Source organism: Lysinibacillus sp. FSL L8-0312 (genome assembly GCF_038003285.1).
GTDB lineage: Bacteria > Bacillota > Bacilli > Bacillales_A > Planococcaceae > Lysinibacillus > Lysinibacillus fusiformis_D.
In genome coordinates, this window is record NZ_JBBOOV010000001.1 from 4,275,582 (window position 1) to 4,289,344 (window position 13,763).

Genomic DNA, 13,763 nt, shown 5'->3' on the forward strand with positions numbered 1-13,763 from the left:
TTCATTCTTTAGACGATACATATAGAACATTATATAACTGAAAGCGGACAATAGGAGCGAGTATTATGAAAAATCAAGAAAAAATAGCTTTTTCTATTCGCAAAGAAATGGTTCAGTCGAATTTAAAAGGGATGAGAACAGTTGCTTGGTCACTTATGTATGTATCGGCTATTATTTCCCTTATTCATTATGGAGAGGTTTTCTTTGTCAAAGCAGAAAGAGCCATGGTCCCCGTCTATATTGCCATTCATATCGCCATGTTTTATATAGATATAGCCGTATTGTTATTTGTTAGGGAAAAACGAATTCACATTACCTCTGTTAATATACAGAAGTATGAACACCTAGTTGTTATTTATATTTACACGATTATGCTATTGATTACGGCAATTTCGGTAATGGATGTTTATTTCTTTCATCATGCAGCATTATATGAGGTGATTTTAATCATTATTTGTACGGTATTTGCATTACCTTTACGAAAAATTAGTTGGATTATTTTACTTTCTGCACCAGCAATTATTGCGAGTACATATTTGAGTGTTGGCATGTCCAGTGAGAATATTAAAGTCATATTACCGATGTCTCTTTTAATTCCGATTGGTATCATAATTCAATATCAGACCTACAAGGTTCGAAAACAAATAACTACGCAGCATATTTTATTGGATGAAGAAATGATCAAAACGAAACAATTATCAGAGCTGCTAGCTGTTAAAAATAAAGCATTAGCAGAGCAAGCACTAAAAGATCCTTTAACGAATCTGCCAAATCGACGAGCATTTAATCAGCAATTGACTAAAATAGGACATCAGCTTCATCAACCACAAACATTAACGGTAATGATGATTGATATTGATTATTTTAAAAAGTTTAATGATTACTATGGACATATACAGGGTGACGCGGTCATTGTTAAAGTAGCCTCCTTATTGGCGGAAATTGCAGAGAAGTATCAGGCGTTTGTTGCTCGTTGGGGTGGAGAAGAATTTATTATGATTAGTCAGCATACTGAGAAGTTTGCTGAGCCTATATGTGAAGAAATTTTAAAGGAAGTGCGTGACTTAAAGATTCCACATAGGCAATCAGATATTGTTCAATACGTAACGGTTAGTATTGGAATGTGTCATGCTAACCTGACAATGTATGAGCATTTACAAACATGCTGTGATATTGCTGACCAAGCGTTATATTTAGCTAAGCAGAACGGACGAAATAACTATTTTCGTAAAATGGCAATTTTTGACGGAAAGGAAAATGCGTCTATTTGAAGTCAGAAAACGTTGCTATAAAGCCTTTCTATACTGCCTTAGGTTGCTTAAATTATAACGAAAGTGTTACAATATACTTTAGTCAAAAAGAGCCAAGGAGGCATTCCTATGTCAATTGAATTAAACAATGAATTCGGCCAAATTGATATTTCAACAGATGTACTTGCACAAATTGCTGGTGGTGCTGCTGTAGAATGCTACGGTATTGTTGGCATGGCATCTAAACATCAAATTCGTGATGGTCTAACTGATATTTTACGTAAAGAAAACTTCGCAAAAGGTGTTGTTATTCGACAACAGGACGACGATTTACATATAGATATGTACATTATTGTTAGTTACGGGACAAAAATTTCGGAAGTTGCTTACCAAGTGCAATCGAAAGTGAAATATACAGTAGATAAAACATTAGGTATGAGCGTAAAATCTGTCAATATCTTTGTACAGGGCGTTCGTGTAGCGAATTAAGAGGAGGAACTAAATCGAATGCAGTCTTTAGACGGTATAAAGTTTGCTGAAATGGTACAAATGGGTGCGCATCATCTATACCAAAATGCAAATTATGTAGATTCATTAAATGTATTCCCAGTACCGGACGGTGATACAGGGACTAATATGAACTTATCGATGACATCTGGCGCAAAGGAAACAGAACTTGCCGCTTCAGAACATATTGGTAAAACAGCACAGGCATTATCAAAAGGTCTTTTAATGGGTGCGCGCGGAAATTCAGGCGTTATTCTATCGCAATTATTCCGAGGCTTTGGGAAGTTTATTGAAAAAGAAGCAACCATTGATGCAAAAGGCTTTGCAGCGGCTTTCCAAGCGGGTGTTGATACAGCTTATAAAGCTGTTATGAAACCTGTAGAAGGAACTATTTTAACAGTAGCACGTGAGGCGGCAAAAAAAGGTGTAGAAGTGGCAGAAACTGAAACCGATATCATTGCCGTGATGGAAGCTTTTACAGCAGAAGCAAAGGCTTCATTAGATCGCACACCTGAATTGCTACCTGTTTTAAAAGAGGTCGGTGTTGTGGATAGTGGTGGTCAGGGCTTACTATTTGTGTATGAAGGGTTTCTAGCCTCTTTAAAAGGTGAGCCTCTTCCAGAGAAAAATGATGCGACCTTAGATGATTTAATCAATGCAGAGCATCATAGAGTACAGGATTTCATGAATACTGAAGATATTGAATTTGGCTATTGTACTGAAATAATGGTGCGTTTAGAAGAAGGGAAAGAACCTTTCGATGAGGAGCATTTCCGTAATGAATTAAATCCTTTGGGGGATTCTTTGCTTGTGATCTCCGATGAAGAAATTGCGAAGGTTCATATCCATTCTGAGCAACCAGGTTCTGTTTTATCAATCGGACAAAAATACGGTAGTCTTATTAAAATAAAAGTTGATAATATGCGTGAGCAGCATTCAGCGATTGTTGGTGAGGAGCATAAAGCACCAACGACTGCCAAAAAAGTAGAAAAACATCCGTATGCTATCGTAACGATTGCGATGGGTGAGGGTGTGGCAGAATTATTGCGCTCTATCGGTGCTTCATATGTCATTGAAGGTGGTCAAACAATGAACCCTTCAACTGAAGATATCGTTAAAGCCGTACAAGAAATCGGTGCAGAAAAAGTATTAATCTTACCGAATAATAAAAATATCGTTATGGCAGCAGAGCAAGCGGTTGAACTATTAGAGATTGACGCAGCGGTTGTTCCTACGAAGACGATTCCACAAGGGATGGCAGCGATTTTAGCGTTTAACCCTGAAGCAGCTGTTGATCTAAATAAAAAGACAATGTCCGATGCATTTGCTAATGTGAAGACAGGTCAAGTAACCTATGCAGTGCGTGATACATCTATTGATGGTGTGGAAATCCGTAAAGATGATTTTATGGCATTAGCAGAAGGTAAAATTGTCCTTTCTACACCAGCATTAAAGGATGCAGCAGAAAAGGTAATCACAGATTTAGTCGATGAAGATGCTGAGATAGTTACAGTGATCTATGGCGAAGATACAACTGAACAGGCTGCTTCAGCATTAGCAGCTTTCATTGAAGAGAACTATCCAGATGTAGAAGTTGAATTATTTGATGGTAAACAAGGGTTATATCCATATATTATTTCAGTAGAATAATTACATGCTACTTTGCTATTCCGTAAAGAAAGCAGTGCACAAAACGTGTACTGCTTTTGTTTATGCTACAAAGAAGAGGATGTATAATATTTAGTAAAAACGTGCTAAATATGAACAGCTAGATGTACGTGTCCAGAGGATAAAAAATTTGGAATTATTGGAATATCAACTGTTTTATTGATGTGTATATATGGTGTGGACAAAAAATAAACCTATATAGTTACTATAAATTATAGTAGTGGTAATTTTCTGAAAGTTGATAAATTAAATGCTTTACTTTTATAGTAGCTATCAAGCATGATATAAGTAAAAATAAATATTATTATATGAATAGAATAGAGGGGTGTTTGTATGAAGTTTACTTCAGTATTTGATATTATTGGACCAGTCATGATTGGGCCTTCCTCCTCTCATACGGCAGGTGCAGCTCGCATTGGGCGTGTTGCAAGGGATTTATTTGGTAGACAACCTAAATGGGCAAAAATTCATTTATATGGATCATTTGCTGAAACGTATAGAGGACATGGTACAGATGTTGCGATAGTGGGGGGCCTATTAGATTACGATACATTTGATGACCGTATTAAAATAGCATTTGAAGAGGCCGAAAAAGTGGGATTAGAATATGAATTTATTCCCGAAACGGCTAATACGGAGCATCCCAATACAGCTCGGCTTGTCATTGGAGACGATGAAGGGGAAATGTCTGTAGTTGGTATTTCGATTGGTGGCGGAAAAATTGAAATCAGTGAAGTCAATGGTTTTAAGCTACGTTTAACAGGTGGTATGCCAGCAATTCTTGTTGTGCATGATGATCGTGCTGGCTGTATTGCCAATGTAGCCAATTGTTTAGCAATGCATGAAGTCAATATTGGGCATATGGAAGTTTCACGTATAGAACGTGGTTTAACAGCTCTAATGGTGATTGAAATTGATCAAAACATTGAAGATAAGGTGCTACAGCAAATATCTTTAATTCCACATATTACAAAGGTTTCTAAAATTAATAACTAAGGGGGTGTCCCAAAATGGACGTTTTATTTCATAATGTTCGTGAGCTTGTAGAACGAGCAGAGCAAGAAGGAAAATTAATATCAGAAATCATGATCGAACAGGAAATATTGATTACTGGCAGAACGCGAGAAGAAATCATCCAACAAATGGATCGAAATCTAACCGTGATGGAAGAAGCCATTGAACGAGGATTACAAGGTGTGCAATCAGTAACAGGTTTAACTGGTGGGGACGCCGTATTGCTTCAAAATTATATTGCGCAAGGAAAATCACTATCAGGTGATTTATTATTAGATGCTGTAAGCAAAGCCGTTGCAACAAATGAAGTAAATGCAGCGATGGGAACAATATGTGCAACGCCGACAGCGGGTTCTGCAGGTGTTGTACCAGGAACGCTTTTTGCAGTGAAAAATAAATTAAATCCAACTCGTGAGCAAATGATCCGTTATTTATTTACGTCAGGAGCTTTTGGGTTTGTGGTTGCGAATAACGCTTCCATTTCAGGTGCTGCTGGTGGTTGTCAGGCAGAAGTTGGTTCTGCTGCAGGAATGGCTGCTGCTGCCATTGTTGAAATGGCTGGAGGTACGCCACAGCAATGTTCGGAAGCATTTGCCATTACCTTAAAAAATATGCTTGGTCTTGTCTGTGATCCAGTAGCAGGTCTTGTTGAAGTACCATGTGTCAAACGTAATGCCATGGGTGCATCTAACTCGCTAGTAGCGGCAGATATGGCACTTGCAGGTGTAACAAGTCGTATTCCCTGTGATGAAGTAATTGGCGCTATGTATCGCATTGGACAATCCATGAGTCCGAATCTGAAAGAGACTGCACGAGGCGGTCTAGCGGCAACACCAACAGGAAAGGCTATTAGTAAAGCTATACTTGAAAATGGTGGCCTACAAAGTATTAAAGCTCTTCAATAAAACTGGTGAAACATGCTATCTAAAAAGGTAGCATGTTTTTATATTGGTTTAGTTGCGAATGATTTTAGTATAATAAAATAAGCACCCATTTTGTAAGGGGGGCTTTATCAGACGCTCCATTCCTTTGTAGGAACGCTCAAGGTAAATTAAAAGGAGTTTTTTTAGTGGAAATAACTAATCTACCATTTTTAACAAAACAAGCTATAGAGGATCGTCGTTATCTTCATCAATATCCAGAGCTTTCTGGACAAGAATTTGAAACAAGTCAATTTATTCGTAAACGATTAGAGCAGCTTCAAATTGAAATATTAGAGTATGATCCTCCTAGCGTAGTGGCTATGATTCAAGGAACAAAAGGTACGAAGACAATTGCCTTACGAGCAGATATAGATGCCTTACCAATTGTTGAAGAAGGTGATAAGCCCTATATCTCTCAAAAGCCAGGTGTGGCACATATGTGTGGTCATGATGGGCATACAGCGATTTTATTGGCAGTAGCACAATGGATAGCGATGAATAAGGAAAAAATCGAGTCAAATATTATGCTTATTTTCCAATCAGCTGAAGAAATCACACCAAGTGGAGCAGATTTTTTAATTCAAAATGGCGTGCTAGAAAATGTTGATGCTATTTTTGGTATTCATTTATGGCAAGGTTTAGAGAAAGGGAAAATAGGCTTAACGCATGGGCCAATGATGGCTTCGGTCGATGATTTTGAAATTGAGATTCAAGGTCATGGTGGACATGGTTCAATGCCACATGAAACGATTGATCCCATTTATATTGCGAGCCATTTAATGCAAGCCTTTCAGAGTATCATTAGTCGAACAATCAATCCTATTGAGGCTGGCGTTATTACAGTAGGAAATATTCAAGCAGGAACAACGTATAACATTATTCCAGAGACAGCAAAATTAATAGGAACGATTAGGGCATTAACTCCTGAAACAGTAGCTACCATTCAAGCGAAGATGGTAAGTTTAACAGAAGGGATTTGCCATGCTTTTGGGGCGAAAGGGACAATCGATTTTATTATAGGGACGCCTCCCCTTATCAATGATCCTCAGCAATCACGCTTCGTAGAATCTATCGTTTGTGAAAATTTTGGGCAGGATGTATTCGAGCTTGTTGATCCAGTAATGGGGGGCGAGGATTTTTCATATTATCTAAAGCATAGGCCAGGTGCATTTATTTTTGTTGGGATGGGTGGCGAAAAAAGCCAATATCCACATCATCATCCAAAATTTGATTTAGATGAAGATGTCTTTCCTGATGCCATTAAGCTTTTTATTGACATGATTTTGCAATATAAATGACAGACGTTTATAACCCTATCATGCATTGATGGGGTTTTTGCTTATGTGTAGAGGCTGCGAATTAATATATGATACATTAGATATAGGAAGCTAGGATGGTTACATAAAGAGTACCACTTGAATGAAGGGAGTTGTGGGATAGGATGACTGAATTATTTAGCCATGTCAATGAAGTGAAAGGCATCGGGAAAGAAACAGCAGCACATCTTGAATCACTAGGCATCAATACAGTAGCTGATTTATTATGGACGTTCCCACATCGACATGAAGATTTTCGTTTAAAAGATTTAGCGCAAACACCACATAACGAACGCGTTACAGTTGAGTGCAAGGTAGAACGTGAGCCTACGATATTATTTTTAGGTCGTAATAAATCAAGACTTCAAGTAACAGTTTTGGCAGGACGTCACTTAGTAAAAGTTGTATTTTTCAATCAAGGCTATTTAAAGCAAAAGCTTGTACCGGGTTCCATTATTACCGTGACGGGGAAATGGGATCGTGGTAGACAAGTAATCAATGGTACAACTGTCACATTTGGGCCAAAAACAGATCAAGTAGACTTTGAGCCAGTGTATAGTCTGAAAGGTTTGATTCCACAAAAAAGATTTCGTAAATATATGCGACAAGTGTTAGATGATTTTGGTGCAGAGCTACCAGAGGCGATTCCATATTATTTACAGGAGTCCTATAAGCTTGTTCCGATACGAGAGGGCTTGGAGGGTATCCATTTTCCGCTGGATGCTGGGCATGCTAAACAAGCAAGAAGACGCTTTGCTTATGAGGAGCTATTAAACTTCCAATTGCGTATACAGGCATTACGTAAAACGCGGAAAGAGAGTGAGCGTGGCACAATCATTCAGTTTGATGTGCATAAACTACGAGCATTTATTGCTTCATTGCCCTATGAATTAACAAATGCTCAAAAACGAGTGGTTAATGAAATTTGTAAAGATTTGAAGGAACCACATCGAATGAATCGTTTGCTGCAAGGCGACGTAGGTTCTGGGAAAACAGTAGTAGCGGCAATCGGTTTATATGCAGCTGTGACAGCGGGCTTTCAAGGAGCCTTAATGGCACCAACTGAAATTTTAGCGGAACAGCACTTGGAGAACTTAAAAGAATGGTTTCAACCCTTTGATGTTCGTGTTGCTTTGTTATCTGGGTCAACTAAAACAAAGGAGCGACGTGGGATTTTAGCAGATTTGGCAAATGGTGATCTTGACATTGTCATTGGCACACATGCGTTAATTCAGCCAGATGTTATATTTCAAAAGCTAGGTTTTGTCATCACAGATGAGCAGCATCGCTTTGGTGTGGAACAACGTCGAATTTTGCGTGATAAAGGGGAGAATCCAGATGTCCTCTTTATGACAGCTACTCCTATACCGCGTACACTTGCTATTACTGCATTTGGGGAAATGGATGTATCGATAATTGATGAAATGCCAGCGGGCCGTAAACAGATTGAAACGCATTGGATGAAAAAAGAGCAACTCGGCTCTGTGATGTCCAAGCTAGAATTGGAGCTAGCGGCTGGAAGACAAGCTTATGCTATTTGTCCACTTATTGAGGAATCTGATAAGCTTGATGTTCAAAATGCTGTAGAAATTTATGAGCAACTAGCCACTTATTTTAAAGATCGTTATCAGGTCGGTTTAATGCATGGACGTTTATCAGCCGATGAAAAAGATGCGGTGATGCGCGATTTTAGTGAAGGAACAATTCAGCTTTTAGTTTCTACAACAGTTGTGGAGGTAGGTGTTAATGTACCGAATGCTACCTTTATGATTGTCTATGATGCTGAGCGTTTTGGCCTAGCGCAATTGCACCAGCTCCGAGGGCGTGTCGGGCGTGGTGAGCACCAGTCATACTGTATTTTACTTGCTGATCCTAAGTCTGATGAAGGGAAAGAGCGTATGCAGTCGATGACGGAAACGAATGATGGTTTCCGTTTAGCTGAAAAAGATTTAGAATTAAGGGGACCAGGGGACTTTTTTGGTAGAAAGCAAAGTGGTTTGCCAGATTTTAAAGTAGCTGATTTAGTACATGATTATCGTATACTCGAGACCGCAAGAAAAGATGCAACAGAGATGCTTGAAACAAAAGCGTTTTGGCAGGATGATGACTATCAATACTTGCGTAAAATGCTAGAAGAGTCGGGTGTATTACAGGGAGAGCGCTTCGATTAGTATTGAGGGCTTATGAGCATAGGAGAATGTGAGTACTTGATTTCAAAACAAGTCTTGCATTCTTTTTTTATACTCTATATACTGATATTAGTACCAAGTGCTAATAACAACTCAAAAGGTGGCGAATGATGTTGAGACGAACGAAAAAAGAGCGACAGCGACTACTATCTGAAACGATAGCTGAAAATCCATTCGTCACAGATGAACAGCTAGCAACACAGTTTCAGGTAAGTGTCCAAACAATTCGTTTAGATCGTATGGAGTTATCTATACCAGAATTACGAGAGCGAATTAAAGATGTTGCTTCTAAAAACTATGAAAATGAAGTAAAATCTCTACCGATTGATGAAGTCATCGGAGAAATTGTAGATATTGAATTAGATAATCGAGCACTATCGATTTTTGATGTACAAGAAGAGCATGTTTTTCAGCGCAATGGCATCGCACGTGGACATCATTTGTTTGCACAAGCAAACTCATTAGCGGTCGCAGTAATTGATGACGAACTAGCATTAACCGTACATTCCAATATAACATTTGTGAAACCTGTGCGTGCTGGAAATCGTGTTATTACAAAAGCGATTGTTATCGGACGAGATGATCTTAATCATCGTACAAAAGTCGAGGTAACATCTACCGTAAATGGTGAAACCGTTTTTGTTGGTGAATTTGATATGTACCGCACGAAAGGTAAAGGTGAGTAACAATGAAATTAGCGCTTGATGGAATGGGTGGAGACAATGCACCAAAATCAGTTGTTGAAGGTGCACTCTTAGCATTAGAGCAAATCCCAAATTTAGAAATCCAATTATATGGTCAGCAAGATAAGCTTGAGCCATTTTTAAAACAACATGATCGATTAACAATCATACATTGTGAGGAAATAGTAGAAGGAACGGATGACCCTGCACGTGCTGTTCGTCGAAAAAAGGATTCTTCAATGGCTCGTATGATGGAATCGGTGGAAGAAGGTAGAGCAGATGCTTGCCTATCTGCTGGGAATACCGGAGCGTTAATGGCAGGGGGCTTATTTAAAGTTGGCCGAATTGAGGGGATAGCCCGTCCAGCTTTGGCTACAACATTACCGACATTGGATGGTAAAGGCTTCTTAATGCTTGATTTAGGAGCAAATGCAGATGCACGACCAGAGCACTTAGTGCAATATGCGATTATGGGTGATATTTATGCTAAAAAGGTTGGAGGCTTACAAAAACCACGAATTGGCCTATTAAATATCGGTACTGAGGAAAAAAAGGGTAATGAATTAACGAAAGCTGCCTTCGAATTATTGAAGGAAGCTGATTTGAATTTTATTGGTAATGTAGAAGCGCGTGATTTGCTTGAAGGAGTAGCGGATGTTGTTGTAACAGATGGCTTTACAGGCAATATGGTGTTGAAGTCTATTGAAGGGACGGCTGGCGCTTTATTTTCAATGTTAAAAGAGGCATTTATGTCATCAACGAAAACGAAAATTTCAGCAGCACTCATGAAAAATAATTTACGTGACTTAAAAAATAAAATGGACTACACAGAGTATGGTGGTGCAGGGTTGTTTGGCTTACAAGCACCTGTAATTAAAGCGCATGGCTCATCGAATGCAAAAGCAATTTTTAGTGCGATTCGACAAGCTAATACGATGGTAGAGCATGCTGTTATTTCGACGATTACTGATACAGTACGTCACTTAGAAATTGATTAAACAAAGGGGATTATTCAAATGACGAAAATAGCATTTATTTTTCCAGGACAAGGTTCGCAAGTAGTAGGGATGGGTCAAGAGTTTGTTGAAAATGCAGCAGACAGTAAAGCATTTTATGATCGTGCAGATCAAGCTCTTCAATTTGAATTATCTAAGTTAATGTTAGAAGGTCCAGCTGAGGAGTTAACACTGACATACCACGCTCAGCCAGCACTTCTTACTACGGGTGTAATGGTAGCTGAAAAGCTGCGTGCAGCAGGAATTCAGCCACACTATGCTGCGGGTCATTCGCTTGGAGAATATGGTGCATTGGTTTTAGCAGGCGTAATGTCATTTGATGATGCCGTGTCTATCGTGCATAAACGTGGTCTTTATATGAATGAAGCTGTACCAGCAGGACAAGGAGCGATGGCAGCGATTCTAGGGATGGAATTAGAGGCATTGAACGCAGTTACAGAGCTGGTTTCAGCAGCGGGTGATTCTGTGCAGGTAGCCAATGTGAATTGTCCAGGACAAATTGTTATCTCAGGCACTAAAGAAGGTGTAGATAAAGCGATTATTGCTGCAAAAGAAGCAGGGGCAAAGCGCGCAATACCTTTAGTTGTGAGCGGTCCATTTCATTCTGAATTGATGCGACCATCCTCAGAGAAACTGCAAGCAGCATTAGCAGAGATTACTTTATCTGCACCTGAAATCCCTGTTATCGGCAATGTAATGGCGAAGGAATTAAAGGATGTACCAGCGATTCAGCAGGAGCTAGTTGAACAGGTATATAGTGCAGTGCAATGGGAAGCATCTATGCGTGAAATGATTGCACAAGGTGTCGATGTCTTTATCGAATGTGGACCTGGCAAAGTATTAAGCGGTCTCTTGAAAAAAATTGATCGTTCAGTTGCTGCTTATTGTGTCTATGATGAAGCATCATTAGAAGCGGTTTTAGAAGCGTCGAAGGAGTGGTCAATCAATGCGTAAATTAGAAGGTAAAGTAGCTGTTGTAACAGGAGCTTCAAGAGGGATTGGACGTGCTATTGCTGTAAAGCTTGCTGAGGAAGGTGCTAAGGTTGTAGTAAACTATAGTGGCTCACAGGCAAAAGCGGAAGAAGTCGTTGAGATGATTCAAGCAAACGGTGGGGAAGCCATTGCGGTGCAAGCTAGCGTTTCACAGACGGAAGAAGTAACCGCATTAATGGATGCCGCTGTGAAAACATTTGGTTCTCTTGATATTTTAGTGAATAATGCAGGTATTACTAGAGATAACCTGTTAATGCGTATGAAGGAAGACGAATGGGACGATGTATTAAATACGAATCTTAAAGGGGTTTTCCTTTGTACAAAGGCGGTAACACGTCAAATGATGAAGCAACGTGCAGGTCGTATTATTAATATTTCTTCCATCGTTGGTGTAGCGGGTAATGCTGGTCAAGCAAACTATGTTGCGGCTAAAGCAGGTGTTATTGGACTCACAAAAACGACGGCAAAAGAATTAGCTTCACGCAATATTTTAGTTAATGCGATTGCGCCAGGCTTTATTGAAACAGAAATGACAGAGCAACTACCAGAAGATATTAAAAAAGGTATGCTTACGCAGATCCCTCTTGCGAAACTTGGACAGCCAGAGGATATTGCCAAGGCAGTAGCTTTCCTTGCTTCCGATGATGCTAACTATATGACAGGGCAAACGCTTCATATAGATGGTGGTATGGTAATGTAATTTCGATTAGGCATATACGCTGATTTTTTGTATAATCATTTGAGGGGAGGTGAATCATTTGTCTACAGTATTAGAACGTGTAACAAAAGTAATCGTGGACCGTTTAGGTGTTGAAGAAAGCGAAGTAACACTTGAAGCTTCTTTCCGTGATGATTTAGGTGCTGACTCATTAGACGTAGTTGAACTTGTAATGGAACTTGAAGACGAGTTTGATATGGAAATTTCTGATGAAGATGCTGAAAAAATCTCAACAGTAGGTTCTGCAATTTCATACATCGAAAGTAAATTAAACTAATTTCGTTAAAACTTTATTTAGCGAAAATGGATCACCTTTATAGATGTGATGGTCATCATAATACACAATGGTATTTATGATAGCATGAATAAAGTAGAAATAGTTTGTCTGCTTTGACTTGATAGAAGAAGCAGCTTCAATGAACAAAGATGTATTCAAAGGGGACGAAATAGATCGATTTTCGATCTATTGACGTCCCTTTTTCATGTTAAAAATCGGGGGCATAATGTCTAAAATTTTTTTGAGCTGACGACTGGAGTTAACCAAAAATCATCCCACAAGCATTCAACTTTCATTTTAGAGGAGATCATTTTCTATGAATAAGATAAATTTTCGAAAAAATTTCCAAAACATTGTGTTTAAGCCGAAATACTTTTGCATAAACGCCTTGAAAAAGGTACACTAAAACGGTAGAAACTATTAGGAAGGCAGATTTGTTCAATGGCTATGAAAAGAAAAGGAACTATGCAGAAATCTGGCGTACTTCCTGAAAAAGTACGCAACCAATTCGAGCTGTTACAGCATGAATTAAATATCACTTTTATTAATAAAAATTTATTGTATCAAGCATTCACGCATTCATCTTATGTGAATGAGCATCGCCGTAAGCTATTTACGGATAATGAGCGTCTTGAATTTTTAGGAGACGCAGTACTTGAACTATCTGTTTCTAAATATCTTTTTGAGAAATACCCAAATATGAGCGAGGGTGAGTTAACAAAGTTAAGAGCTTCTATCGTTTGTGAGCCATCACTAGTTATTTTTGCGAATGAATTAGGCTTTGGACGCTTCGTGTTACTTGGAAAAGGTGAGGAATTAACAGGTGGTCGGGAACGCCCAGCGCTACTTGCAGATGTGTTTGAATCATTTGTAGGTGCACTCTATCTAGATCAAGAATTACAAACGGTCGTGTCGTTTTTAGAGCGTATCGTGTTCCCAAAAGTAGAAGTAGGTGCTTTTTCGCATGTGATGGATTTTAAAAGTCAATTGCAAGAAATGGTACAACAAACCAATAATGGACTTCTTCATTACGAAATAATCGATGAAAAAGGCCCAGCACATAACCGTACCTTTGTATCAAGCGTATTATTGAACGGGCAAGAGCTTGGTATTGGTCGTGGAAAATCAAAAAAAGAAGCCGAGCAGCAAGCTGCACAATGTGCAATGCGAATGATGCGTGAAGAAGCTGCAAAAGAGGAGGCTTAATAG

General features: G+C 39.0%; 13 protein-coding genes. All 13 read left to right on the top strand.

Annotated elements, in window-relative coordinates; genetic code table 11:
* Positions 1 to 65 precede the first annotated feature (65 nt).
* Positions 66 to 1,271 carry a GGDEF domain-containing protein gene (locus tag MHI22_RS21305; RefSeq protein ID WP_058843491.1) on the top strand — a complete coding sequence of 402 codons (1,206 nt, stop codon included), beginning with the start codon at positions 66 to 68 and terminating at the stop codon, positions 1,269 to 1,271.
* Positions 1,272 to 1,379: 108 nt separating this feature from the next.
* On the top strand, positions 1,380 to 1,739 hold the full coding sequence (locus tag MHI22_RS21310) for an Asp23/Gls24 family envelope stress response protein (protein WP_004269431.1): 360 nt from the start codon (positions 1,380 to 1,382) through the stop codon (positions 1,737 to 1,739).
* A gap of 18 nt (positions 1,740 to 1,757) precedes the next feature.
* Positions 1,758 to 3,407: a DAK2 domain-containing protein gene (locus MHI22_RS21315; RefSeq protein WP_058843492.1), complete on the top strand. Its 1,650-nt coding sequence runs from the start codon at positions 1,758 to 1,760 to the stop codon at positions 3,405 to 3,407.
* Positions 3,408 to 3,758: 351 nt separating this feature from the next.
* Complete coding sequence (gene sdaAB / locus MHI22_RS21320; protein ID WP_036124814.1) at positions 3,759 to 4,421, top strand: L-serine ammonia-lyase, iron-sulfur-dependent subunit beta; 663 nt, start codon at positions 3,759 to 3,761, stop codon at positions 4,419 to 4,421.
* Positions 4,422 to 4,435: 14 nt separating this feature from the next.
* Positions 4,436 to 5,344, top strand: a complete 909-nt coding sequence (sdaAA, locus tag MHI22_RS21325) for an L-serine ammonia-lyase, iron-sulfur-dependent, subunit alpha (protein WP_249645909.1) — start codon at positions 4,436 to 4,438, stop codon at positions 5,342 to 5,344.
* 164 nt (positions 5,345 to 5,508) lie between these two features.
* The gene (locus MHI22_RS21330; protein WP_271912503.1) at positions 5,509 to 6,660 is read left to right on the top strand and encodes a M20 metallopeptidase family protein; all 1,152 of its coding nucleotides are present in this window, start codon (positions 5,509 to 5,511) and stop codon (positions 6,658 to 6,660) included.
* 143 nt (positions 6,661 to 6,803) lie between these two features.
* Positions 6,804 to 8,849, top strand: coding sequence for an ATP-dependent DNA helicase RecG (recG, locus tag MHI22_RS21335; RefSeq protein WP_036124807.1), 2,046 nt, complete (start codon positions 6,804 to 6,806; stop codon positions 8,847 to 8,849).
* 131 nt (positions 8,850 to 8,980) lie between these two features.
* Complete coding sequence (gene fapR / locus MHI22_RS21340; RefSeq protein ID WP_036124838.1) at positions 8,981 to 9,553, top strand: transcription factor FapR; 573 nt, start codon at positions 8,981 to 8,983, stop codon at positions 9,551 to 9,553.
* A gap of 2 nt (positions 9,554 to 9,555) precedes the next feature.
* Complete coding sequence (gene plsX, locus MHI22_RS21345; RefSeq protein ID WP_058843495.1) at positions 9,556 to 10,548, top strand: phosphate acyltransferase PlsX; 993 nt, start codon at positions 9,556 to 9,558, stop codon at positions 10,546 to 10,548.
* Positions 10,549 to 10,566: 18 nt separating this feature from the next.
* Entirely contained in the window at positions 10,567 to 11,520 is a 954-nt protein-coding gene (fabD, locus tag MHI22_RS21350) for an ACP S-malonyltransferase (protein ID WP_058843496.1), read from the top strand.
* Positions 11,513 to 12,259 (top strand): 3-oxoacyl-[acyl-carrier-protein] reductase, encoded by a 747-nt coding sequence (gene fabG, locus MHI22_RS21355; protein WP_058843497.1) that lies wholly within the window; start codon positions 11,513 to 11,515, stop codon positions 12,257 to 12,259. The genes fabD and fabG overlap by 8 nt, the downstream gene beginning before the upstream one ends.
* Before the next feature lie 58 nt (positions 12,260 to 12,317).
* Positions 12,318 to 12,554 (top strand): acyl carrier protein, encoded by a 237-nt coding sequence (gene acpP / locus MHI22_RS21360; protein ID WP_036124798.1) that lies wholly within the window; start codon positions 12,318 to 12,320, stop codon positions 12,552 to 12,554.
* A gap of 441 nt (positions 12,555 to 12,995) precedes the next feature.
* Entirely contained in the window at positions 12,996 to 13,760 is a 765-nt protein-coding gene (gene rnc, locus MHI22_RS21365; RefSeq protein WP_036124796.1) for a ribonuclease III, read from the top strand.
* Positions 13,761 to 13,763 lie beyond the last annotated feature (3 nt).